A 24,719-nucleotide genomic window follows, 5' to 3' on the forward strand; every position below is an offset into this window, starting at 1 on the left:
GTCGGCGCATTTCCGGGCAATCTTGGCGCCAGTCACTGAAACGGAGGCATTACCTGTGGATTATATTATTCTGGACATCGAATTCAACGGCCGCAAATTTGCCAGCGAGCATCCCATGGAGGTCATTGAGATCGGAGCGGTCCGGTTAGACGCTTCATTGCAGGTTAAGGATGAATTCTCAGCCTTAATCAGACCCATATACTTCTCCACCCTGAATTCATTCATCAAGAAAAAAACCGGCATCCCCCAGGAGGATATCGACGTCGCCAGCCGGTTCCCGAAGGTCATTACCGCCTTTAGAGCGTGGCTTGACCAGAGTGCTGACGGCGTGCTGCTCTTAACCTGGGGCGGCGAGGATATGAAGCGGATTATCCAGGATGTGCGGATGCACAAGATGGATGATGCCTACTGGATGGAGGCCACCTACTTCGATCTGCTTAAGGGCGTCCTGCGCGCCCGCGGCCTCAGTAACGACATCAGCGTAGAAGGGGCTATGGCCCTCTTCGGCCTGGAGCCTTCCGGCTCCGCCCACCGCGCGCTGGACGATGCCAAGATGACGGCGGAGATCTTCCGCGCAGTCTTCAGCGAGCTGGACTTTGCGCGGTCGCAGCATTATGTCGATACCTTCTCGAACGCCAGGGAGCGCAAGACGGTTAAGATCGCCATCAAAGCGATGACCGCCCAGAAAATCGTCCCTACCTGGGAGCTGGTGGCCGAGCATTATTTCCCTGCGGAGGATGCCCTGGCGGACCCCCGGAAGCTGGCAGAGCTTAAGGCGTATTTCACCGCCCAGCTTGGCAAGAAATAGCCCCCTACCCGCGCACAGCAGCGGCAATCTCCCGAGGCATAGCCCGGGCGGTTGCCGCTGTTTGCTTTTCCAGCACCCACGGTTACCCGCCCCTCTGTCCGGTTATTCTACCAAATAAAGAGTTGACCTTGCCGTTACGTCAAAGTGTACAGTTAGATCTGTAAGCGGCCGCTTACCCGGCGGGGAGACCTTGAAGACCATCCTCTGCCAGAGACGCAGGAGACAGATTGGAGGCAGACAGGACCATGGAATATACGGTGCATAAGCTGGGGACACTCGCGGGGATCAGTGCACGGACCCTGCGGTATTACGATGAATTCGGCATTCTGAAGCCGGCCAGAATCAATTCATCGGGATACCGGATCTACGGCCAGGCCGAGGTAGACCTGTTACAGCAGATTCTGTTCTACCGGGAACTGGGACTTAGCCTTGAGGCGATCAGGGATATTGTCCATTCGCCCTCCTTCGACGGCGCCCGCGCCCTGCGCGAGCACCATGACCAGTTGCTTCAGCGGAGACAGCAGCTGGACCGGCTCATCGCGAACGTCGAGCAGACCATTGCACACACAGAAGGGAGAAGTATAATGAGCAATCAGGAGAAATTCACAGGCTTCAAGCAGAAGCTGATTGACGATAACGAGCAGAAGTACGGCCAGGAGATCCGGGAGCAATACGGCGCGGAAGCTGTGGAGCAGTCGAACCGCAAGCTGAGCCATATGACGGAGGAGCAGTACGCTGCCCTTCAACAGCTGGAGGCCGATATGTTCGCGTCACTGGAGCAGGCGATGGAGGAAGGCGATTCGGCAAGCGAGCTGGCGCAAAAGGCCGCTGACCTGCACCGCCAGTGGCTAAGCTTCTACTGGGATACGTACACCAAGGAAGCCCATGCCGGTGTTGCCCAGATGTATATCGATGATGAGCGCTTCACCGCTTATTACGACCAGCGCCGCCCCGGCATGGCCGCGTTCCTGCGGGATGCAGTGCATGTGTATACTGGAGCGAAGCAGCAGCCGTAATAGTTTGGCATAGCAAAGAGGCAGCCGGATTAACGGCTGCCTCTCTTTTTTCTGCTGAAACGTTATTCTGGCTCAATCATCATCCTCGTCGGAATCCGTATCGGTGTACACAACCTTGCCAGTATACGCATCGACACCTACTTCTGTCTTAACCTGCCCGTTCCTGACTTCAACCTCATAGACAGCTCCTCCATGGTCCCGGTCCAGATCAATCTCGGTGACCGTCCCCTTCACAGCAGCCTGAGCCACCTCAGCCGCCTTGCCTGCGGTAATCATCTTCCCGCCTGAGGCCGGAGCTGCCTTATAAGAGTCATCATCGTCTGCATCCTTGCGCACGCTGATCACTTTTCCCGAATACGCATCTACCCGGACATCCATCTCCTGCTTGGTCTGCTGAATTTCGATATCGTAATACGTGCCGCTGGCCTTCTTCTCCAGATCGATGCTCTCCACCTGTCCCGGAGCTGCCTTCAAGGCAATCTGCTCGGCTTGGCTTACACTAATCAACGTTGTGCTCTGACGCTTCACTGCTGCGGCTGCTTCAGCCGTACTGCCCTTCAGCTCGCCTATACCATAAGCGCCACCGAGAATAAGTGCTGCCGCCGTGATACTGCTCCATATCTTTGTCTTCAATGTTAACGCCTCCTAAGTTCATTCTTCGCTGCTTCATGTAGTAACTATAACGCTACAATCTGAGAGAACAGCGGGAGTAACATTAGAATTCGCTGAGAAAAAAACAGATACCCTAGGAATCGTCCCCATCCGGCTCTTCCCAGGTCACAGACATGATATGGCCCGAGATGGCATTCACCTGGACTACGGCCTCACGCCCGTCTGAAGTATGAATCTCCACCAGGTAAAATGCGCCCGCCGCATCGATTCCCGTATCCACATCGTCCAGCTTCCCCGGTACCTCAAGCAGAGCGAGCCTGACAGCCTCCGCTTCGGAGACTACGCTCTGCGCCGCCGGGGTAGGTGCTGGTGACGGGGTAGCCTCAGCTCCTCCAGATGGCGCTGGAGTAGCGGCAGACGTAGGCTGCACCGCCGGTTCGTCCGCGCGCTTCAACAGCACGATGGAGAGAATCTCGCCGCTAACCCCGTCCAGCTTCAGCTCATACCGTCCCTGCTCCGTCTGAAGCTCTGCTACATAAGCTCCAGCTTGCAGCTTCAGACTCTCTACCTTACCGGCATATTCGTTCAGCACGGCCTGCTCCGCCTGATCTCTGGATAACAGCGGCTCCGAATCCTTCCCGAATATCCAGAAGGCAACCCAAGCCAGCAACAGGAAGACAACCATACCTATGACTGCCTTGTACATTTTGCTCTTGTTCCTTGGGTGCTGGTTCATTGTCCACCTCCCCTGCGGTCCGCAGCCATACGGATCGTCACCGAGGTTCCCAGGCCTACCGTACTATCCATAGACAGCTCCGCTCCGATCGCCCCCGCGATCTCTGCGGCAAGCGACAGCCCCAGGCCTGCCCCTCCATTCTCACGGGTTCTCGCCTCATCCACTCTGTAGAAACGGTCGAATATCTTCGGCAGCTCCTCCGGCGGAATTCCAATGCCGCGGTCGGTAATCACAATCATCCGTTCCTGCCCGGAAGCCTCAATACGCACGGTTATCTGCTCATCGCTGTATTTGCGGGCATTGTCCAGGAAGATGAACAGCAGCTGCCGGAGCTTCGCTTCATCGCTGTAGCCCTCAGCCGGCCCCTTGACCTGAACCGTGACCTCTCTCCCGTACGCATTATGAAAAGCCTTCGCCGAAGAACGGACCAGCTCCTCCAGATCCATCACCTTCATCTCCAGATCCCACTGCTCCGGGTGCTTCGCCAGCAATAGCAGCTGCTCCGTCATTTCCTTCATCCGCACAGCTTCGGAGTGTATGGCCTCAACCGATTCCTCGAACAGCTCCGGGTGATCCAGCCCTCTACGCTTCAGCAGACTGGCATAGCTCTCAATAACCGTCAGCGGTGTGCGCAGCTCATGGGAGGCATCCGACACGAATTTCTCCTGCTTCACATAATTACTCTCCAGGAGGCCTATCATTTCGTTGAAGGTATGCCCCATCTCCACCAGCTCATCCTTCGAGTGTGCTTCCAGCGGAAGCCTGCGGAATTTCCCGCTGCGCTGAATCTCCCGCATAGTCGCCGTCATTTGGACGATGGGCCGCATAATCAGGCCCGACAACAGGCGGCTGGAGAGCAGCAGCGGAAGCAGCGCCGCAAGCGCAGCCCCGGCCAGGACCAGCCGCAGCACCCGCAGCGTATCCATCGTGCTCTCCAGACTTTTGGTCATCTGGAGATTCAGGACGTTCCCGTCCGTCCAGATGACGGGAATGCTTACGAACGCGTACAAGCGTCCGTCCACCCGAACCCGCTCCGCCTGCTTCCCGGAATGGTAGACCGGCTTCACCCGGCTGATCTCCTGCCCGGAGACTGAGGTGACTGGCGCCGGTCCGCTACCGTCCGCAGAGAGCAGCCGCAGCATTCCCTCCACCGGCACATAAGCCCGGAGCAGCTCCGGTGCCGTTACCCCGTCTCCGGCTTTTCTAATCGCGGCAGCGATTCTAACCGTCTCGGCAGAAGCCTGGCCGAGCTGGCTGTCTAGTGACATCCGGCTGAACACGGCGTAGATGAACAGATTCATAAGGACAAGAAGCACGGCAAACAGCACGCTGGAATACAGATGAATGGTGCTCCGCAGCTTCATGGGGCATCCTTCAGCACATAACCAACGCCCCGCACGGTATGAATCAATTCAGACTGGTGGTCCAGCGTGATTTTCTTGCGGACATAGCGGATATAGACATCCACAATATTCGTATCGCCGTAATAATCGTACCCCCAGACGGCAGCCATGATCTGTTCCCTGTTCAGCACCTGGCGCTTATTCTTCAGCAGGTAGACCAGCAGGTCGAACTCCCGGGGAGTCAGCTCGATACTCCGGCCTGCCCGCTTCACCTCCCGCGTAGTTTCGTTCAGCTCCAGATCATCTGACATCAGCAGGTTGACGGCTTCCTCTCTCCTCCGCCCCGAGGCCAGCCGCAGCGCAGCACGGACACGCGCCAGCAGCTCCTCAATTTGAAACGGCTTCGTAATATAATCATTGGCCCCAAGGTCCAGGCCTGATACTTTATCCTCTACCGAGCTTTTGGCTGTAAGCAGCAGCACTGGCGTATCGGAATCGCCCGCCCGGATTCGCCGCAGCAGCTCTATGCCGCTGAATCCAGGCAGCATCACATCCAGCAATAACAGATCTGGCTGCTGCTCCTGGTACATCTCCAGCCCCTGATGGCCGCTCCCGGCAATGGACACACGGTATCCCTCGCATTCCAGCTCAATCTGCAGCAGACGGGCAATTCTCACCTCATCCTCCACAACCAGAATCAATTCTGTCATCGGCGCTCCGCCCCTTCTACTTGATTGCCTCCATTGTAGGGCATGGGCAGCTACACTTTCAAACTCCGCCCGCTATTTGTTATCTCTCTCTCTATGCAAAAGGGTGCTTCCACCGTAATCCCGGCCGGAAACACCCCTGTCTATCCCCATTCCTGCTGCGTCTGTACCGGCAGCCGCTACAAGCTACGGTGCAGCAGCGTAAGCACACCGCGCAGCTCGGCAACTGCCACCTGCCCCGGTGCCGAAGGCTTATGCGCCGCACCGAAGGTCAGCGCCGAGCCGAAGATCTCTCCGGCCAGCCGGCTGATCACGCCCTCCCCGGCCATCGACATCGTAATGATCGGACGGTCCGCATACTGCTCCTGCATCCGGTTCGTCGCCGCCAGCAGGGTCAGCACATCGGCTGGACCTTGCGGCATTACGGCAATCTTGGGCAGATCGCCGCCCAGCTCCTGCGCCCGGCGCAGCCGGGAGACAATCTCCTCCTCGGACGGCGTCCCGTGGAAATCATGATTCGAGAGAATCACGAACACTGCCGCTCCATGCGCTGCGGCAATCAGCTTGCGGACTTCCGCTTCCTCCTGGAACAGCTCCACATCCACAATATCCACCAGTCCGCTCTCTACCGCAGCCAGGTTCAACTCGAAGTAATAGGCGTTGGAGATATCCTTCTCCCCGCCCTCCCTGGCGCTGCGGAAGGTGAAGATCAGCGGAATCTCCGGCAGCAGGCGCTGAATGTCCTCCAGCACCTGGGTTACGGCATTAATATCTTCCACCTCCCTGAAGAAATCACTGCGCCACTCCACCACATCCGGCGCCAGTGCGAGCAAAGCCTCAGCTTCTGCACGCAACTCCGTCCGCGTCGTTCCGACCAGCGGAACACAGATTTTGGGCATCCCTTCTCCGAGGGTTATATTCTTGACGGTTACTGTACCGCTCAAACGTGTCAGCTCCTTAGCGGACCCCGAGTCTCAGCGCTTCCTCTGACGCTCCCCGCTTAATTTGTCTATTAGCATCTGCTTCCTCTATCTCACACCCGGAATCTACTGGGATCTACAGGTCCTGTGGCTCCGCCTTAGCAGCTGTCCGCAGGAACTGCTCTACCTCTTCCAGTCTGGGCAGAGAAGCAATTGCACCGGTCTTGCCAACCGCCAGCGCACCGACTGCATTGGCGAAGCGGACCGCTTCCTCCAGCGTCCTCCCGCAGGTCAGCTGCCAGGCCAGCGCCCCGTTGAAGGAATCTCCGGCTGCCACCGTATCTACCGCCTGCACCGGGAACCCCTGGACATGCCGGCTTCCGGCAGCATCCACGATTAGCGCCCCTTTGGAGCCCAGCGTTACAATGACATGCCGGACCCCTTTTGACAGCATCATCCGGGCCGCACGCTCTGCATCCTCCACACTCTCCACAGAGATGCCGGCCAGAATCCCCGCCTCTGTCTCATTCGGAGTCAGGTAGGTGACATGGTGCAGCAGCTCATCGCTCAGCGGCTGGGCCGGAGCCGGATTAAGAATCACCGGAAGCCCATGCCGGTAAGCCAGGACTGCCGCAGCCTCGCACATCGCCAGATCCGTCTCCAGCTGCATCACCACGATCCCGGCTCCGCTGATCACGGTCTCCAGTGCTTCAATATCCTCCGGCTTCATCTCCACATTCGCGCCAGGCACCACAATGATCCGGTTCTCACCGGCACCGTCCACCACAATGGAAGCAACCCCTGTAGCCTGGGATTCACTCTGTGAGATATACGCAGTATGAACCCGCTCCTGCTCCATAATCTCCAGCAGCCCGCTGCCAAAAGCATCCTTCCCCACTCTGCCGATCATCGTCACATCCGCGCCCAGTCTGGCCGCTGCGACGGCCTGATTCGCCCCTTTTCCGCCCGGAGACAGAGCAAAGCCCTGACCGAACAGAGTCTCACCCGCCTCCGGCGCGCGCTCTGCCCGTACGACCATATCCATATTCAGACTTCCAATTACGACTATACTCAATCCTTTACACCACCACTTGGTTTATTGTTTGCTTTATGGTTTAGCTTATAATTTAGATGAAGCTTGTACATTTATTCTCCCCTTATCTTATGGCCTTCCGGCAGGTTTATCAAATTTTATTTATCGGCTCAGCAGGCGGTCATTCGTCACCGAAACTCCGCTGTGCTTTTTAAGGATAAATATGCTAGAATGATGGTGCAATCGCTTCCAGAGCCCGTCCTGCCTCATGGAGCAAACGTTTGCATCTTAGATAAAGCCTGCAGCAACTTGTTATTATCTAAATCGCATTTAGGAGGCTTATCACGTGAGCGAGAACCACTTACCGTCAGTAGCTTATTTCAGCATGGAGTATGGACTGCATTCCGATTTCAAAATGTACGCCGGAGGCCTAGGCATTCTGGCCGGAGATTACATCAAGGGCGCGCAGGATATCGGGGCACCCATCATCCCCATCGGACTCAAATGGAAGCAGGGCTACACGGACCAGAAGATTGATGCGGACGGCAATCCCTACGACTCTTACCACAACTATGTGTATGACTTCCTGGAAGATACAGGCGTCAAGGTCACGGTAAAAGTCAGAAAAACCGATGTGGTCTGCAAAGTGTGGAGAACCGACCGGTTCGGCAACCGTCCGCTCTATTTGCTCGACACCGATATCCCGGAGAACAGCGATGCCTGGATTACAGGCCAGCTCTACGGCTGGTTCGGGGAAGAGCGGATTGCCCAGGAGATCGTTCTGGGCATCGGCGGCGTCAAAGCCATGCGCGCTCTAGGAATTAAGATCGATGTCTATCACTTCAACGAGGGACATGCGGCGCTCGCTGCAATTGAGCTGATCCGGGAGAAGATGTCCGGCGGCAGTACCTTTGAAGAAGCCTGGAAAGCTACACGGGAAGAGGTTGTGTTCACTACACATACACCGATCAAGGAAGGCAACGAGACACATCCGCTGGACCGTCTGGAGTACATGGGAGCCTTCAACAGCCTAACCCGCGCCCAGATGGAGCGGATCGGCGGAGAGCCGTTCAACATGACAGTTGCCGGTCTGCGGCTGTCGAGAATCTCGAATGCAGTGGCTCAGCTTCATGCCGACACCGCTAACAAAATGTGGAAGGAAGTCGCCGGCAGATCGGAGATCATCGGCATTACCAATGCGATCCACACGCCTACCTGGGTAGATGAGCGGATGACCCGTGCTTTTGAGGAGGGCGGCGACCTGTGGGCCGTGCACAAGGAGATCAAGCAGGAGCTGATCGGCTTCATTGCAGAACGCTCCGGCATCGCCCTGAATGCAGACAATTTGCTCATTGGCTTCTCCCGCCGGGCGGCTCCTTACAAGCGCAGTGACCTGATCTTCTCCCAGCCGGATATTATAGAGCCGTACCTGGAGAGCGGCAAGATTCAGATTGTGTTCTCCGGCAAGGCGCACCCGCTGGACGACAACGGCAAGCGGATCGTCAGCAACCTTGTAGCTATGATGCGCAAATATCCGAAGAGCGTAGTCTTCCTGGAGAACTACGATATGACCATCGGAGCCCGGCTGACCCGCGGCTCTGACATCTGGCTGAACAATCCGCGCAGACCGCTCGAAGCCAGCGGAACCTCCGGGATGAAGGCCGCCATGAACGGCGTCCTGAACTGCTCCATCCTGGACGGCTGGTGGCCGGAGGCCTGCATCGACGGCGAGAACGGCTGGCAGATCGGCGGCGGCTTCGAGACTACCGACTTTGCGGTGCTTGACCAGCATGACAGCGATGCACTGTACGAGACCCTTCTGAACCGCGTCCTCCCGGTCTTCTATGAGGATAAGGCCAAGTGGGTGCAGATGATGCACCGCAGCATCGAGACCACCCGCACCGAGTTCGCCACCAAGCGCATGCTGGATGAATACTATAACCGTATGTATATCCCAAGCTAACTTACAGTAGTTTTTGCTCCCGTCACCCGCATCCAGTTGTTGCTGCTCCGTTACTGTTCACGAATCCCCCCTCCTGTCCGCTGCTGCGGGCGGGAGTTTTTTTGCCCAATCTTCACTCTCCGCTTCCGCTTCATCTAAGCCAAATTTCCTTGTCAGTAACCTCCAGCTCTGGCATGAACCTGCTTTCTTCCGCATAAGGTTAATTATAATAATTATAAAAAAGGATTGATTTTATTTAAATTCTTGTTATTATAGTATTTATACTTAATCTAAAATCAAATCCTATACGAGGTGATTGTGTTCATGACCACAAACCATAACAACAAGCTAACGACAAGCTGGGGCGCTCCCGTAGGTGACAACCAGAATTCAATGACCGCCGGTGCCCGTGGCCCCGTGCTGGTGCAGGATGTCCACCTGCTGGAGAAGCTGGCCCACTTCAACCGTGAGCGTGTTCCTGAGCGTGTCGTTCATGCCAAAGGCGCCGGTGCCCATGGTTATTTTGAAGTCACCAATGATCTCTCCCAATATACGAAGGCTGCATTCTTATCGGGGGTCGGCAAACGCACCCCGATGTTCATCCGTTTCTCTACCGTTGCCGGGGAGCTGGGTTCATCCGATACTGTGCGCGATCCGCGCGGCTTTGCTGTGAAATTCTACACTGAGGAAGGCAACTACGACCTGGTCGGCAATAACACGCCTGTCTTTTTCATCCGTGATGCCATCAAGTTCCCGGACTTTATCCATACCCAGAAGCGCCATCCGCAGACCCATCTAAAGAACCCGAATGCCGTCTGGGACTTCTGGTCCCTCTCCCCCGAGTCTCTGCACCAGGTGACGATTCTGATGTCCGACCGCGGCATCCCGGCTACTCTCCGCCATATGCATGGCTTCGGCAGCCATACGTTCAAGTGGGTGAATGCCGAAGGTGCAGCCGTCTGGGTGAAATATCACTTCAAGACAGAGCAGGGCGTCAAGAACCTCGATGTTAAGCTGGCCGCACAGTTAGCCGGGGAGAACCCGGATTATCATACAGCGGATTTGTTCAACGCCATTGATAGTGGAGACTTCCCAGCCTGGAGGCTGCATGTGCAGATTATGCCTGTGGAAGATGCCGACACCTACCGCTTCGATCCGTTTGATGTCACCAAGGTGTGGTCGCAGAAGGATTATCCGTTGATTGAGGTAGGCCGCATGGTGCTGGACCGCAATCCTGAGAATTACTTCGCCGAAGTGGAGCAGGCTACCTTTTCCCCCGGGTCGTTCGTTCCAGGCATAGAAGCTTCTCCAGATAAAATGCTTCAGGGCCGCCTCTTCGCATACGGAGATGCCCACCGCTACCGGGTAGGAGCGAACCATAACCACCTGCCGATTAACCGGCCTGTCGCAGAGGTCAACAATAATCAGCGCGACGGCGCGATGAATGCTACGAATAACGGGGGAGGCTCCGTCTACTACGAGCCCAACAGCTCCGGCGGGGCAACCGAGTCAGCGCCGCATAAAGCGGCTGCTTTTGAAGTCACCGGCCAGGCAGACAGCGTGTCTTATGACCATGACGATCACTACACCCAACCGGGGGACCTGTACCGTCTGCTCAGTGAAGAGGAACGTGCCCGGCTCGTGAGCAATATTGTTGGCGCCATGACTCCAGTGGAATCCGAGGAGATCAAGCTCCGCCAGATTGGCCACTTCTACCAAGCCGATCCGGAGTTTGGCCGGCGTATCGCAGAAGGACTGGGATTGGCTGTAACAGAGTAACCTCTATCCACAGCAAAGAAGGGGTAAGCATCGCTTACCCCTTCTTTGCATGATATGCAGCTTATATTTCCAGATTCATGAGACAGAGAGATTTTAGACTAGTGGCCTGCTCCGTGATTGTTAATAGAGATATTGCCGGAGGATGCGGATAAGTGGCCGCCTGCGCTTGCCGTTGTTACCACTACGCTTGCGCTAATCAACAATACGGCTGTTAATAACGAGATCGCCTTTTTCATCTTTTAAAAACTCCCTCTCTAAGATATTTTTCATTACATTTTGATAAGATTCTTGTTGTTCTGCGGTCGCATGGCTTCGGATATGTTCATAAAACGACACGATTTTCCTAAAGCCTGTCCCGTCATAAAGTTTACTACTTATTACCAAAATATAGAGAGTCAGATTAATTGCATCATGAATTTTCTCCCTTTTATACAAATAAATTGCACTAAGATGCATGTAGTCTATGTAGTATCTGATATCTTCCTGCTTCTCTCTGCAGCTTAGTTCCTGTAGCGGCTCATTGAATTCATCCAGTACCCAGTCGATAGAAAAGTTGTACTTAATGGCAGATTCCAGCACAGTAATCAAGCAGGCAAGCAGCTCCTCCTGGTCCCCTGTACGAATGAATTCAACATAATCAGGGAGAACTTCTACCTTTCCTTCCAGCAGATCAATGACGAAGGTGTTGGCTATCGCAATGTTCCTGTAGTATTCCACTTCTGCGGCAGCTTCCTGATCCGCATCCGTGATCCAGCTCAAATCCGAGTACAAGCCTATACACTTTCTTGATTCAGCGAGATTACCGAGCTTTTGGTAGGCAATGCCCTTCATGCACGCACTGTAGCCGAGATAATACGCTATATTTTTTTTCAAATAATACTTCTTTGCACCCTGTTGATGGGAGCCGTAGGTTAGAACTGCAAGTTCAAAGAGCTTGTCTGAAATCTCGAGAATTGCCGTCCAGTTCTCCCATGAGAACGAGACTTTAAGCATATCTGTCAAAGAGTCTTCATTCATCCCATCCAGTTCCAGCAATTTCTATCTTGCCTCCTATCATTCCATTATATTCCAATAATAACCTGCTTCACCGCTCCGGTCAATTCATTCCCAACATATATATCTCTAAAAAATCCTTTATTCTCCAGTTGAGCTAATCAATCTAACCTTTTCGACATTTTAATTCCATATTATGTAAAATTATAGTCTATGGCTGCTGCTGATACACATCCAGCCACTGCTCCAGCTGCTCCTTCAAGCGCTCCCTGGCCGACTCCGGCTCCAGAATCTCAGCATTCGGGCCATACTGCAGAATCCACTTGATGAACTCCTTCTCATTATTAACCGTGACTTCGAACAGCAGCGTTCCATCGCCTTCTTCGCTCATCCGCGGCTGTACGAACAGCTCCTCTTCCTTAATGTAACGCGCCACCTCCGGATCGAACCGTACCTTGAACGTGACATTCCGGGTGCCCCGGTTGATCGACCAGGTATTTTTCAGATACTGCTTAATATTGAAATTTCCCTTATCAAAAGCGGAAGCCGTCATCTCGACCTGCTCAAACCGGCTGATCCGGAACGTACGAATCGCCCCCTTCAGATGGCAATAGCCAATCAGATAAAAACGCTGATCCCGCGGGATCAGATAATAAGGATCAATCTTCCGCGCTGTAGTGGCGTTGCGTGACTGCGAGTGGTATACCGTCCGGATGCTGCGCTGCTCCAGAATCGCTCCAATGAGCGGCTGCAGGAAGTTCCGGCTCTCCTTGCGGTAGGCCGGTGTGCCCATCTGGATAATATCCGCGATATTCTCCAGGAGGCCGTTCTGCCGTGATTTCTCCTTAAGATGGGTACCCATCACCTTGTCATAAGCAGAATGAAAACCCGGCGGAATTCTATCCGGATTCAGCACCGAAGGCAGCAAAGAGAACGCCAGCGACTCCTGCTCCGAGAAATCCAGCGGATATAAAAAGAATTTGCCCATGAACCGGTAGCCCGTGCCTCTTCCCTCATTCGTAACCGGTGCAAAGTGGCTGATCACCTCAAGATCCCTATAGATCGTTCTAATATTCACCTCACACCTAAAGGCCAAGTCTGCTGCGGTAATCCCCGGGTTCGACTGAATGGCGTTAATGATTCTGAAAATCCGTATTACTTTGTCTGTCATAACAAATGCTCCTCAGCTTCCAAGTAAGTGTTGCCTATGATCCAATAGTCCAATAGTTATACTATATCAGTTCTATAGAAACATAACGCCCTCCCATACTATTGCAACATCCCGGCCCTTACAACGAAATCACCCTAGCGGATGAATAATACTGGTGCCTCTATACCACTCTTACACGAAGCTCACTTTTCTCCATCTACCTGCCTTCTGACGGCCATTTGACAGCTGCAGCCCTTAGCGCTCTGGCTCACAGATACTCTGAGTTCTATGTGTTAGGTTTTTCTGTGAAAATACTTCTGGCACTGCGATAAACGCACGGCCTACGTGGCGCGCCTGGTCCAATTGTGTTCGGTTTTTCGATTACATTCGGCCATTCGCCTTCCCTGCATCACCTTGTGTTCAGTTTTCGCATACATTCCCTAAATAGCAACAAAATCATCCTGCGGGTGAACGATGCTAATGCCTCTCTCACTGGCCGCTTTTAAGGAGCAGTAATGGTAATGTTGCACTTTTGGCAGGATTTCTCTATACCTTTTACGGGTTGAAGTACAATGTTGCATGATTTGCACAAATTTTGATGTTTAGAGCAAGTTAGCGCTGAATTTGTTGCATTTCATGCAGGATTTCAGCATTGACCGCTTCTTTGGGGCAGTATTGTTGCACTTTTGGCAGGATTTCTCTTAAAATGTTACTGCCGGTGATGCATGGGGCCCTTCCCTCCTCGCAGTGGCACCCATTGTATTCGGTTTTCCTGTGAAAATACGTCTGGCACTGCGATAAACACACGGCCTACGCAGCGCGCCCAGTCCAATTGTGTTCGATTTTTTCGATTACATTCGGCCATTCGCCTTCCCTGCATCACATTGTGTTCGTTTTTCGCTTACATTTGCTAAATAGCAAAAAAAGTCCGCCTTCCCCATAGGGCTGACGGACTCACGTGATACAGATATAAGCGGGTGATGGGAATCGAACCCACGCTATCAGCTTGGAAGGCTGAAGTTCTACCATTGAACTACACCCGCATAGGTGAAATGAAATATCGGGATGACACGATTTGAACATGCGACCCCCTGGTCCCAAACCAGGTGCTCTACCAAGCTGAGCTACATCCCGTTAATACAAAAGTTGAAGCATTGAAGTATAAATGGCGCACCCTGAGAGATACGGATGCTACGCATCCGATTGCGAAGTTGTGCTATCGAAGCGGATGCTCCAACGAACTCGTTCGAATCTGGGGACACTTTGTTAATTCAATAAAGTATAAATGGCGCGCCCTGAGAGATTCGAACTCCCGGCCTTTTGATTCGTAGTCAAACGCTCTATCCAGCTGAGCTAAGGGCGCAAAATCTATATGGAGCGGACGACGGGAATCGAACCCGCGACCCTCGCCTTGGCAAGGCGATGCTCTACCGCTGAGCCACGTCCGCAAAAACATGGTGCGCGTGAAGGGACTTGAACCCCCACGTCGTGAAACGCCAGATCCTAAGTCTGGTGCGTCTGCCATTCCGCCACACGCGCACACGTTACAAGAAAATGGTGAGCCATGAAGGACTCGAACCTTCGACACCCTGATTAAAAGTCAGGTGCTCTACCAACTGAGCTAATGGCTCTCATAAGAGAAACAATCGAAAATAGATGGCTGGGGATATAGGAATCGAACCTATGAATGACGGAGTCAAAGTCCGTTGCCTTACCGCTTGGCTAATCCCCAATATTATAATTAGCAAAATACTACGGAATCGGATGGATACTCTATACTTCGAGATATAGGATGCTCAATCCAGGGATTTCTCATCCCTTACGCCATTAAAATGGCGGAACCGACGGGATACTCTTCACTCCGTTACGAGATTGCGAAGTATTCCTTACGATGCCTATGCTTCAACGAACCCAGGGATTTCTCATCCCTTACGCCATTAAAATGGCGGAACCGACGGGATTCGAACCCGCGATCTCCTGCGTGACAGGCAGGCATGTTAGGCCAACTACACCACGGTTCCAAGTTTAACATTATGGCCCCCCCGGAAAGTATTCGGAATATGCTACAGAGCATCTCTTCACTTTGTGGGGAACAATTGCGGGGGCAGGATTTGAACCTGCGGCCTTCGGGTTATGAGCCCGACGAGCTACCGGGCTGCTCCACCCCGCGTCATTGTACAAAATCTATTCGGTTAAGATAGATGGTGGAGGCTGAGGGGTTCGAACCCCCGACCCTCTGCTTGTAAGGCAGATGCTCTCCCAGCTGAGCTAAGCCTCCATATATGACTCTCTCTTCCCATCATTCAAAGAAGAAATTGGTGACTCGTATGGGATTCGAACCCATGTTACCTCCGTGAAAGGGAGGTGTCTTAACCCCTTGACCAACGAGCCATGCTATACAGTTATTTCCATCCCCTTTTCAGGGAGGTAACGCTACGGAGAGAGAGGGATACTCTTCACTTCGTTACGAGATTGCGATGTAGTGCTATCGAAGCTTATGCTCCAACGAACCATTGAGGATTCTCATCCCTAATCAGGGAGGTAACACTACGGAGAGAGAGGGATTCGAACCCTCGAGACGCTTGTGGCGCCTACACGATTTCCAATCGTGCTCCTTCGGCCAAACTCGGACACCTCTCCATATGGCTCCCCGAACAGGACTCGAACCTGTGACAACTCGATTAACAGTCGAGTGCTCTACCAACTGAGCTATCAGGGAATATGCAAGCAATTAGGACAAAAAAAATACCACAATGTGTGTGGATGGTCCGCTTGGCGGCGTCCTACTCTCCCAGGACCCTTCGGTCCAAGTACCATCGGCGCTGGAGGGCTTAACAGTCGTGTTCGGGATGGGTACGTGTGGAACCCCTCCGCTATCGCCACCAAACGGGCATTTACAGCGTAAATGCTTCAGGAATTTGATTCCTGAAAACTGAATCCGAAACGAATCTGCGAATTATTTTTTTGGATAAGCCCTCGACCGATTAGTATTGGTCAGCTCCATGCATTGCTGCACTTCCACCTCCAACCTATCTACCTCGTCGTCTTCAAGGGGTCTTACTAATTGGGAAATCTCATCTTGAGGGGGGCTTCACGCTTAGATGCTTTCAGCGCTTATCCCGTCCGTACGTAGCTACTCAGCCATGCTCCTGGCGGAACAACTGATGCACCAGCGGTACGTCCATCCCGGTCCTCTCGTACTAAGGACAGCTCCTCTCAAATTTCCTGCGCCCACGACAGATAGGGACCGAACTGTCTCACGACGTTCTGAACCCAGCTCGCGTACCGCTTTAATGGGCGAACAGCCCAACCCTTGGGACCTACTTCAGCCCCAGGATGCGATGAGCCGACATCGAGGTGCCAAACCTCCCCGTCGATGTGGACTCTTGGGGGAGATAAGCCTGTTATCCCCAGGGTAGCTTTTATCCGTTGAGCGATGGCCCTTCCATGCGGTACCACCGGATCACTAAGTCCGACTTTCGTCCCTGCTCGACTTGTAGGTCTCGCAGTCAAGCTCCCTTATGCCTTTGCACTCTGCGAATGATTTCCAACCATTCTGAGGGAACCTTTGAACGCCTCCGTTACTCTTTAGGAGGCGACCGCCCCAGTCAAACTGCCCGCCTGACACGGTCCCCGTACCCGCTAAGGGCACTAGGTTAGAACCTAGATACGATCAGGGTGGTATCCCAACGGCGCCTCCGCAGAAGCTTGCGCTCCTGCCTCACCGGCTCCCACCTATCCTGTACAGATCGTACCCAAATTCAATATCAAGCTGCAGTAAAGCTCCATGGGGTCTTTCCGTCTTGTCGCGGGTAACCTGCATCTTCACAGGTATTAAAATTTCACCGGATCTCTCGTTGAGACAGCGCCCAAGTCGTTACGCCATTCGTGCGGGTCAGAATTTACCTGACAAGGAATTTCGCTACCTTAGGACCGTTATAGTTACGGCCGCCGTTTACTGGGGCTTCGGTTCACAGCTTCGGGTTACCCCTAACCGCTCCCCTTAACCTTCCAGCACCGGGCAGGCGTCAGCCCGTATACTTCGCCTTGCGGCTTCGCACAGACCTGTGTTTTTGCTAAACAGTCGCTTGGGCCTTTTCACTGCGGCCCCCTCGGGCTATTCACCCTACCGAGGCACCCCTTCTCCCGAAGTTACGGGGTCATTTTGCCGAGTTCCTTAACGAGAGTTCTTCCGCGCGCCTTAGAATTCTCTTCTCGCCTACCTGTGTCGGTTTGCGGTACGGGCACCTTCTCCTGACTAGAGGCTTTTCTTGGCAGTGTGAGATCATGACCTTCGCTACTATAATTTTCGCTCCCCATCACAGCCCAGCCTTACGATGTGCGGATTTGCCTGCACACCAGCCTCACTGCTTAGACGGACATCCATCAGTCCGCGTCACTACCCTCCTGCGTCACCCCATCGCTCATAGCGGATTACGGTGGTACAGTAATTTCAAACTGTTGTCCTTCGACTACGCCTGTCGGCCTCGCCTTAGGTCCCGACTTACCCTGAGCGGACGAGCCTTCCTCAGGAAACCTTGGGCTTTCGGCGGATCAGATTCTCACTGATCTTTTCGTTACTCATACCGGCATTCTCACTTGTATACTCTCCAGCGCTCCTTACGGTACACCTTCAACGTATATACAACGCTCCCCTACCCCAGATACAAAGTATCTAGCCATAGCTTCGGTGGTGTGTTTAGCCCCGTTACATTTTCGGCGCAGAGTCACTCGACCAGTGAGCTATTACGCACTCTTTCAATGGTGGCTGCTTCTAAGCCAACATCCTGGTTGTCTGTGCAACTCCACATCCTTTCCCACTTAACACACACTTGGGGACCTTAGCTGATGGTCTGGGCTGTTTCCCTTTTGACAATGGATCTTAGCACTCACTGTCTGACTCCCGGCAAGAAGTAAATGGCATTCGGAGTTTGACTGAGCTTGGTAACCCTTGCGGGCCCCGCACCCAATCAGTGCTCTACCTCCACCACTCCATTCACCGAGGCTAGCCCTAAAGCTATTTCGGGGAGAACCAGCTATCTCCGAGTTCGATTGGAATTTCTCCGCTACCCCCACCTCATCCCCGCATTTTTCAACATGCGTGGGTTCGGGCCTCCAGTGCGTGTTACCGCACCTTCACCCTGGACAGGGGTAGATCACACGGTTTCGGGTCTACGTCCACATACTCAGTCGCCCTATTCAGACTCGCTTTCGCTGCGGCTCCGGCTTCTCACCTTAACCTTGCATGTTAAACGTAACTCGCCGGTTCATTCTACAAAAGGCACGCCATCACCCATAAAGAGGGCTCTGACTTTTTGTAAGCACACGGTTTCAGGTTCTATTTCACTCCCCTTCCGGGGTGCTTTTCACCTTTCCCTCACGGTACTGTTTCACTATCGGTCGCCAGGTAGTATTTAGCCTTAGCAGATGGTCCTGCTGGATTCATACGGGGTTTCACGTGCCCCGCACTACTCGGGATCCGTCTCGGAGGGAACACAGTTTGGGCTACAGGGCTTTTACCTCTATCGCGGGCCTTTCCAGACCTCTTCGCCTACTCGATTCCTTTGTAACTCCATGTGAGACGTCCCACAACCCCAAGAGGCAAGCCCCTTGGTTTAGGCTGTTCCGCGTTCGCTCGCCGCTACTGACGGAATCACTATTGTTTTCTCTTCCTCAGGGTACTTAGATGTTTCAGTTCCCCTGGTCTGCCTCTGCGTATCCTATGTATTCAGATACGAGTAACTGCGAATTACCACAGCTGGGTTTCCCCATTCGGACACCCCCGGATCAAAGCTTGCTTACAGCTCCCCGAGGCAGTTTCGTTGTTCGCCACGTCCTTCGTCGGCTCCTGGCGCCTAGGCATCCTCCGTGTGCTCTTAGTAGCTTAACCTCGATTTTTCCTTTAGGAAAATATCGGACAATGAATTTCTTCAACGCCTGTATTTCCATCCAGATCATCGTTGCATCGCCATTAATTCAAAACTTGTTTACACAAGTTCAGCTTAAAGGAATGTTCTAAAACGCAAATTCGTTTCGGTATCCAGTTTTCAAGGATCAAGATGCTGTAAGTTCGGGTCGAACACAACTGTGTCGATTGAAGTTACAGACGGTTGAGAGCTTAAACTCTCAAAACTGACCAACGAGTGAGTATTCGAACCCAAGGGTTCTTTGGTGGAAGCGAAGCTTCCGATTTGAATGTCCTCATTGCAGAGAACGATTCTCCATAGAAAGGAGGTGATCCAGCCGCACCTTCCGATACGGCTACCTTGTTACGACTTCACCCCAATCATCTACCCCACCTTCGGCGGCTGGCTCCCTTGCGGGTTACCCCACCGACTTCGGGTGTTGTAAACTCTCGTGGTGTGACGGGCGGTGTGTACAAGACCCGGGAACGTATTCACCGCGGCATGCTGATCCGCGATTACTAGCAATTCCGACTTCATGCAGGCGAGTTGCAGCCTGCAATCCGAACTGAGACCGGCTTTGCTGGGATTGGCTCCACCTCGCGGCTTCGCTTCCCGTTGTACCGGCCATTGTAGTACGTGTGTAGCCCAGGTCATAAGGGGCATGATGATTTGACGTCATCCCCACCTTCCTCCGGTTTGTCACCGGCAGTCACTCTAGAGTGCCCAGCTTCACCTGCTGGCAACTAAAGTCAAGGGTTGCGCTCGTTGCGGGACTTAACCCAACATCTCACGACACGAGCTGACGACAACCATGCACCACCTGTCTCAACTTTCCCCGAAGGGCACCTGATGCATCTCTGCTTCGTTAGTTGGATGTCAAGACCTGGTAAGGTTCTTCGCGTTGCTTCGAATTAAACCACATACTCCACTGCTTGTGCGGGTCCCCGTCAATTCCTTTGAGTTTCAGTCTTGCGACCGTACTCCCCAGGCGGAGTGCTTACTGTGTTAACTTCGGCACCAAGGGTATCGAAACCCCTAACACCTAGCACTCATCGTTTACGGCGTGGACTACCAGGGTATCTAATCCTGTTTGCTCCCCACGCTTTCGCGCCTCAGCGTCAGTTACAGCCCAGAAAGTCGCCTTCGCCACTGGTGTTCCTCCACATATCTACGCATTTCACCGCTACACGTGGAATTCCACTTTCCTCTTCTGTACTCAAGTCACCCAGTTTCCAGTGCGACCTCAGGTTGAGCCCAAGGTTTAAACACCAGACTTAAATAACCGCCTGCGCGCGCTTTACGCCCAATAATTCCGGACAACGCTTGCCCCCTACGTATTACCGCGGCTGCTGGCACGTAGTTAGCCGGGGCTTTCTTCTCAGGTACCGTCACTCCGGTAGCAGTTACTCTACCGGACGTTCTTCCCTGGCAACAGAGCTTTACGATCCGAAAACCTTCATCACTCACGCGGCGTTGCTCCGTCAGGCTTGCGCCCATTGCGGAAGATTCCCTACTGCTGCCTCCCGTAGGAGTCTGGGCCGTGTCTCAGTCCCAGTGTGGCCGTTCACCCTCTCAGGTCGGCTACGCATCGTCGCCTTGGTGGGCCGTTACCCCACCAACTAGCTAATGCGCCGCAGGCCCATCCCCAAGCAGCAGATTGCTCCGCCTTTCATTCTCTCCTCAGGAGAAGAAAGAAATTATCCGGTATTAGCTACCGTTTCCGGTAGTTATCCCAGGCTTGAGGGCAGGTTGCCTACGTGTTACTCACCCGTCCGCCGCTAAGTCTGAAAGGAAGCAAGCTTCCTCTCAAACTCCGCTCGACTTGCATGTATTAGGCACGCCGCCAGCGTTCGTCCTGAGCCAGGATCAAACTCTCCAAATTGGTATTTAGAAAGAGCGATTGCTCATTTTGAAACATCTGACGAGAATTTACATTCTCATTTTGGATCTCACCGAAGTGATTTCCGATACTCACTCGTTGTTCAGTTTTCAAAGATCAAGCTCGTTGTCAGCGGCGATGTTATCGTCACCAGCAACTCTTATAATATATCACATCCAGCCGATCAATGCAAGCTCTTTTTTTAACTTCTTGTTCGAGCTCGGCGTTGATGTTTCGCGGCCAGAAATAGAATATATCACGGATAGAGATTCATTACAAGCATTATTTTATAACCATCATCTTAGAATGATATCAGCCGCCAATGGACAGAATAACCGAATATCTAAACGTTTGCTTGGAAGCCTCCAGCCTACGTTATCTAACCTTCTAGGGGGATTGTTATGGACACTCATGAATTCGTGGAGAAGTTCCAGGAGAATCAGCGTAAAGCGCTAAAGAACAGAAAACGCGGTAAAGGAACTCCCGGAGCAAGACTGGCCAATAAACAGCATAGCTCTAACAAATAACGGTGACAAAACAAAGCAGGGATGTCTGCGCGGCCAGTTACGGCTCTGCGGACATCCCTTTTGCATTTCTGTTCTATAGAAGCAGGAGTAATTATTTGCTTAGTTTCGTTACGCCTACAGCCACTTTCTCGATTTGTGCTTTGCTAAGAGCTTTGTCAGCGGAGCTGATGGTTACAAAACGGTCTGCCAGCTTGAAGGTCAGCATTGGTGTATCCGAAGGGGTGTACCATTTCGCTTCAGTTCCGTTAGAGAGCTTTACGGTAGTTCCGTCATAGTCGTAGGAATAATCACGTGGAGATACATTCACCCGCATTTTATTGAACAGGAAGCTTACGCCGTCATCGCCGCCCGCAACCTTCTGGAAGGCATCTCCGCTGACCATCTGAGTCGGGGCATAGGCTGTCTCAAAACCCTCAAAGTTCGCAAACGCCTTAGCAATCTGTTCCTTCTGTGCTGCAGTGTATTGTACCGCCGTCAGCTTCACAGCTGAACCATTATCCGGCGTTGTGCTCCCTGTTCCAGTCCCAAGGATAACCTCATTCGTGGAAGCATTGAAGGTAACCGGCACCTTCAGTGCATCTGCCATGGCCCGGACCGGAAGATACGTTGTATCCTTATAAGTGATTGGCGCCATCGTTTTGCCGTTGTTATCGACTGGGGTATAGGCGGCTCCGTTCACTTTGAACCCGATTCCGTGGTTAAGATAGGCGCTGATTTTCTGCATGTTCGTTCCTGCGTAGACCCCTGCTGAACCTGTAACGGCCATTCCGAATACCATCGTTGCTATGATCATTTTTTTGCTTTTCATTGAATATCGTCTCCCTTAGTTGTGATGTTAGTGTGTGTGTTCCTTGCTATAGACTTATTAAACCATTAACTTGTTTCTAACTTGTATCCGGATTGTAAAGAAGTAATTCAAATGCACACCCCATACACCTCTGTGTACAAAACATCTCTGAAATGGAGGAACTCCTTCATCGTCACCGGCTCCGGGTAGGTCATAATGCGCAGCGGAAGATCGGCTTGCCCTTCACGCAGCGGCGGCTGCATATAGTCATAGGGATTCAGGTAAAAGCCCAGCCGCTCGTAGAATCCGATTCTCCTCTGCTCCAGCTCCCCGTCCGGCGGCTCTACCTCAAGCAGCACCGGCTTGTCCGAATGCATAAGGTAGCTGCTCATCAGCTTGCGGCCGATCCCTCCGCTCCGGCGCTGGGGATTCACGGCAATATGCTCGATGAACCGCAGTTCGGGTAACTCCCATGCCGCCAAAAAAGCCAGTATCTGCCCCTCCGTATCCTTGCTGGTATACAGATGATAATTCGGCTGATCCAGCAAAGCCTGCTGCCCGCTGCGGGTTCTAAGCTCACTTACCGGAAACGAAGCTTCCATAATAGCGAATATTTCATTGAATTCTGATTCACTAATGCTTTCTTCATTAATAGATGTCTCATTGATCACTGTATTCTCGTCCATTGCAATGGCCTGCTTTCTGCCGCTTCGCTGCATGAAGGGCTCTAATGTATGGTTCCCTGATCCGGTTAAAAATACCTTCAGGGATTCTGTACGCATCAAGATGCTTCAAAATAAAGACTGTCACAGAACATTCTCCGCTTCCCTATGAGCCGATTAGCATCTGGTACTAGGAGAACGTGCTATACTGTAGGCAACAGATACATCATCACGCTTATAATAGGAGAGGTTCATTTGGATAATCAACGTTGGATCGCACCTGAATTCTACAATCTCACTTCGGAAATGGAGCAGCATCCCGAAGATAAGATTGCAATTAAATGGTTACATGAAAATGGGAGCCTGGAGCAAATCACCTATGGTGCGCTCATGGCTCAGGCTAACCGTCTCGCCGGCGGACTGGCCGGTCTCGGACTTACGCAAGGCGACCGGGTCCTGGTCATGGTCCCCCGCCGCATCATCGCCTATGCGATATATCTGGCCTGCCTGAAGCTGGGACTGGCTGTTATTCCTTCGTCCGAAATGCTGCGGGCGAAGGATCTCTCGTACCGGCTGCGCCATTCCGAAGCGCGGGCCGTGATTGTCTGGTCTGAGGCTACCGGAGAAGTCAACAAAATCTCCGATGATCTTCCCGCACTGGACTACCGCCTGTCCGTCTCCAGCGGTGAAGCTGAGCCTGAAGAAGGCTGGATCGACCTGGAGGGTCTAATGGAAGGACAAGCTGATTCTTACCCTGCGGTTGCCAGCCGCCGCGATGATATCGCCATTCTGGCCTATACCTCCGGAACCACCGGCAATCCCAAAGCAGTAGTTCACACGCACGGCTGGGGATACGCCCATCTGCGGATCACTTCCTCCCTCTGGTTCGATATCCGTGAATCAGATACGGTCTGGGCTACAGCCGCACCGGGCTGGCAGAAGTGGATCTGGAGTCCATTCCTGACGGTACTCGGCAACGGGGCAACTGGCTTCGTCTATAACGGAGCCTTCCATCCGGAGCGCTACCTGCAGCTGCTGCAAGATGAGAAGATCCAGGTATTATGCTGCACACCGACGGAATACCGCCTGATGGCGAAGACTGAAGGCCTGGCAGAATACGATCTGTCCAATCTGCGCTGCGCCGTATCCGCCGGTGAACCGCTGAATCAGGAAGTCATTCATACATTCCAGCAACACTTCAATATTACAATCCGTGACGGCTACGGACAAACAGAGAGCACACTCATCATCGCAGCACTGAAGGATGAACCGATCCGGGTCGGCTCCATGGGCAAATCGATTGCTCCGGGCATTGTCGAGGTGATCGACGAGAACGGACATCCGCTGCCGGCTGGAGTGGTCGGTGATATCGCCGTACATCTGAGCATGCCTGCATTGTTCCAGAACTACTACAAAGATCCTGAGCGGAAAGCGAACTGCTCGCAGGGGGAGTATTTCGTAACCGGCGACCGGGCGCGCAAGGATGAGGACGGCTATTTCTGGTTCGAGGGGCGCGGCGATGACATCATCATCAGCTCGGGCTACACGATCGGGCCGTTCGAGGTCGAAGAGGCGCTGATGAAGCATACCCTCGTTAAGGAATGTGCCGTAGTCGCAAGCCCGGATGAGATCCGCGGGTCAGTCGTCAAAGCTTTTATCGTACTCAAGGACGGCCATGCCGGAACACCGGAGCTGACCAAAGAGCTGCAAGCCCATGTCAAGGAGCAGACCGCTCCCTACAAGTATCCGCGCAAAATCGAATACATTACGGATCTGCCGAAGACTACCTCCGGAAAGATCCGCAGAATCGAGCTGCGTGAGCAGGAGAAGCGCGCTAACCTGTAGCAAGAGCTAATCTGTTCAGGGAACGCTGCAAATCAGGCAGCTATATTGCCAGCCGAAACTATAAAATCCCCGTT

General features: G+C 53.1%; 16 protein-coding genes, 13 tRNA genes and 3 rRNA genes. 6 read left to right on the top strand and 26 right to left on the bottom strand.

All coding sequences use genetic code 11. The annotated features are described in order from the left end of the window. Window positions 1-55: 55 nt before the first annotated feature. The gene (locus tag MKY96_RS24450) at window positions 56-808 is read left to right on the top strand and encodes a 3'-5' exonuclease (protein ID WP_340944064.1); all 753 of its coding nucleotides are present in this window, start codon (window positions 56-58) and stop codon (window positions 806-808) included. Between the two features lie 245 nt (window positions 809-1,053). After that, on the top strand, window positions 1,054-1,824 hold the full coding sequence (locus MKY96_RS24455) for a MerR family transcriptional regulator (protein ID WP_340944065.1): 771 nt from the start codon (window positions 1,054-1,056) through the stop codon (window positions 1,822-1,824). A 72-nt stretch (window positions 1,825-1,896) separates the two neighbouring features. Here MKY96_RS24455 and MKY96_RS24460 read toward each other — a convergent pair whose 3' ends face one another. The 6 genes from MKY96_RS24460 to rbsK form a co-directional block, all read right to left on the bottom strand. Next, window positions 1,897-2,457 carry a PepSY domain-containing protein gene (locus tag MKY96_RS24460; protein WP_340944067.1) on the bottom strand — a complete coding sequence of 187 codons (561 nt, stop codon included), beginning with the start codon at window positions 2,455-2,457 and terminating at the stop codon, window positions 1,897-1,899. A gap of 112 nt (window positions 2,458-2,569) precedes the next feature. Next, window positions 2,570-3,172 carry a PepSY domain-containing protein gene (locus tag MKY96_RS24465; RefSeq protein ID WP_340944068.1) on the bottom strand — a complete coding sequence of 201 codons (603 nt, stop codon included), beginning with the start codon at window positions 3,170-3,172 and terminating at the stop codon, window positions 2,570-2,572. Further along, on the bottom strand, window positions 3,169-4,536 hold the full coding sequence (locus MKY96_RS24470) for a sensor histidine kinase (RefSeq protein ID WP_340944069.1): 1,368 nt from the start codon (window positions 4,534-4,536) through the stop codon (window positions 3,169-3,171). Before MKY96_RS24470 ends, MKY96_RS24465 begins: the two co-directional genes overlap by 4 nt. After that, window positions 4,533-5,225 (bottom strand): response regulator transcription factor, encoded by a 693-nt coding sequence (locus MKY96_RS24475; RefSeq protein WP_340944071.1) that lies wholly within the window; start codon window positions 5,223-5,225, stop codon window positions 4,533-4,535. Before MKY96_RS24475 ends, MKY96_RS24470 begins: the two co-directional genes overlap by 4 nt. Window positions 5,226-5,401: 176 nt before the next feature. Next, window positions 5,402-6,166, bottom strand: coding sequence for a type I 3-dehydroquinate dehydratase (gene aroD / locus MKY96_RS24480; RefSeq protein ID WP_340944073.1), 765 nt, complete (start codon window positions 6,164-6,166; stop codon window positions 5,402-5,404). Between the two features lie 112 nt (window positions 6,167-6,278). Next, complete coding sequence (rbsK, locus tag MKY96_RS24485) at window positions 6,279-7,217, bottom strand: ribokinase (RefSeq protein WP_340944075.1); 939 nt, start codon at window positions 7,215-7,217, stop codon at window positions 6,279-6,281. Window positions 7,218-7,521: 304 nt separating this feature from the next. Here rbsK and glgP point away from each other — a divergent pair, with 304 nt between their 5' ends. Together glgP and katA are read left to right on the top strand one after the other, a co-directional pair. Then, window positions 7,522-9,138 carry an alpha-glucan family phosphorylase gene (gene glgP, locus MKY96_RS24490; RefSeq protein WP_340944078.1) on the top strand — a complete coding sequence of 539 codons (1,617 nt, stop codon included), beginning with the start codon at window positions 7,522-7,524 and terminating at the stop codon, window positions 9,136-9,138. Between the two features lie 303 nt (window positions 9,139-9,441). Beyond that, window positions 9,442-10,896, top strand: coding sequence for a catalase KatA (gene katA, locus MKY96_RS24495; RefSeq protein WP_340944079.1), 1,455 nt, complete (start codon window positions 9,442-9,444; stop codon window positions 10,894-10,896). 192 nt (window positions 10,897-11,088) lie between these two features. Here katA and MKY96_RS24500 read toward each other — a convergent pair whose 3' ends face one another. From MKY96_RS24500 to MKY96_RS24585, 18 genes are all read right to left on the bottom strand, one after another. Next, the gene (locus MKY96_RS24500; RefSeq protein ID WP_340944081.1) at window positions 11,089-11,931 is read right to left on the bottom strand and encodes a DNA-binding protein; all 843 of its coding nucleotides are present in this window, start codon (window positions 11,929-11,931) and stop codon (window positions 11,089-11,091) included. A 169-nt stretch (window positions 11,932-12,100) separates the two neighbouring features. Continuing rightward, the gene (locus MKY96_RS24505) at window positions 12,101-13,060 is read right to left on the bottom strand and encodes a helix-turn-helix transcriptional regulator (protein WP_340944083.1); all 960 of its coding nucleotides are present in this window, start codon (window positions 13,058-13,060) and stop codon (window positions 12,101-12,103) included. Between the two features lie 951 nt (window positions 13,061-14,011). Further along, window positions 14,012-14,082 (bottom strand) — tRNA-Gly (locus MKY96_RS24510). 17 nt (window positions 14,083-14,099) lie between these two features. Then, window positions 14,100-14,173: transfer RNA gene (locus MKY96_RS24515), tRNA-Pro, on the bottom strand. A gap of 152 nt (window positions 14,174-14,325) precedes the next feature. Next, window positions 14,326-14,402, bottom strand: a tRNA-Arg gene (locus tag MKY96_RS24520). Between the two features lie 10 nt (window positions 14,403-14,412). Continuing rightward, a tRNA-Gly gene (locus MKY96_RS24525) sits at window positions 14,413-14,487 on the bottom strand. A gap of 7 nt (window positions 14,488-14,494) precedes the next feature. After that, window positions 14,495-14,578 (bottom strand) — tRNA-Leu (locus MKY96_RS24530). A gap of 16 nt (window positions 14,579-14,594) precedes the next feature. Further along, window positions 14,595-14,670: transfer RNA gene (locus MKY96_RS24535), tRNA-Lys, on the bottom strand. A 26-nt stretch (window positions 14,671-14,696) separates the two neighbouring features. Then, window positions 14,697-14,771 (bottom strand) — tRNA-Gln (locus MKY96_RS24540). Window positions 14,772-14,982: 211 nt separating this feature from the next. Beyond that, window positions 14,983-15,060, bottom strand: a tRNA-Asp gene (locus MKY96_RS24545). Window positions 15,061-15,135: 75 nt separating this feature from the next. After that, window positions 15,136-15,209: transfer RNA gene (locus tag MKY96_RS24550), tRNA-Met, on the bottom strand. A 32-nt stretch (window positions 15,210-15,241) separates the two neighbouring features. After that, a tRNA-Val gene (locus MKY96_RS24555) sits at window positions 15,242-15,317 on the bottom strand. A 38-nt stretch (window positions 15,318-15,355) separates the two neighbouring features. Continuing rightward, window positions 15,356-15,430 (bottom strand) — tRNA-Glu (locus MKY96_RS24560). Between the two features lie 159 nt (window positions 15,431-15,589). Beyond that, window positions 15,590-15,679: transfer RNA gene (locus tag MKY96_RS24565), tRNA-Ser, on the bottom strand. A gap of 3 nt (window positions 15,680-15,682) precedes the next feature. Next, a tRNA-Asn gene (locus MKY96_RS24570) sits at window positions 15,683-15,758 on the bottom strand. A 51-nt stretch (window positions 15,759-15,809) separates the two neighbouring features. Next, window positions 15,810-15,926, bottom strand: a 5S ribosomal RNA gene (gene rrf / locus MKY96_RS24575). A 77-nt stretch (window positions 15,927-16,003) separates the two neighbouring features. Beyond that, a 23S ribosomal RNA gene (locus MKY96_RS24580) occupies window positions 16,004-18,929 on the bottom strand. Between the two features lie 337 nt (window positions 18,930-19,266). After that, window positions 19,267-20,827 (bottom strand): 16S ribosomal RNA (locus MKY96_RS24585). The 16S, 23S and 5S rRNA genes sit together here with 13 tRNA genes alongside, the layout of an rRNA operon. Window positions 20,828-21,225: 398 nt before the next feature. On the opposite strand from MKY96_RS24585, the gene MKY96_RS24590 reads away from it, so the two are divergent. Further along, window positions 21,226-21,351, top strand: a complete 126-nt coding sequence (locus tag MKY96_RS24590; RefSeq protein WP_076081926.1) for a DUF4023 family protein — start codon at window positions 21,226-21,228, stop codon at window positions 21,349-21,351. Window positions 21,352-21,442: 91 nt separating this feature from the next. On the opposite strand, the gene MKY96_RS24595 is transcribed toward MKY96_RS24590, so the two are convergent. Continuing rightward, the gene (locus tag MKY96_RS24595) at window positions 21,443-22,159 is read right to left on the bottom strand and encodes a hypothetical protein (RefSeq protein WP_340944084.1); all 717 of its coding nucleotides are present in this window, start codon (window positions 22,157-22,159) and stop codon (window positions 21,443-21,445) included. A 107-nt stretch (window positions 22,160-22,266) separates the two neighbouring features. Continuing rightward, window positions 22,267-22,920, bottom strand: coding sequence for a GNAT family N-acetyltransferase (locus tag MKY96_RS24600; RefSeq protein WP_340944086.1), 654 nt, complete (start codon window positions 22,918-22,920; stop codon window positions 22,267-22,269). 186 nt (window positions 22,921-23,106) lie between these two features. Here MKY96_RS24600 and MKY96_RS24605 point away from each other — a divergent pair, with 186 nt between their 5' ends. Continuing rightward, window positions 23,107-24,645 carry an acyl-CoA synthetase gene (locus tag MKY96_RS24605; protein ID WP_340944762.1) on the top strand — a complete coding sequence of 513 codons (1,539 nt, stop codon included), beginning with the start codon at window positions 23,107-23,109 and terminating at the stop codon, window positions 24,643-24,645. The last annotated feature ends 74 nt before the right edge of the window (window positions 24,646-24,719 follow it).

The organism is Paenibacillus sp. FSL R7-0302 (genome assembly GCF_038006885.1).
Taxonomy (GTDB): Bacteria; Bacillota; Bacilli; order Paenibacillales; family Paenibacillaceae; genus Paenibacillus_AQ.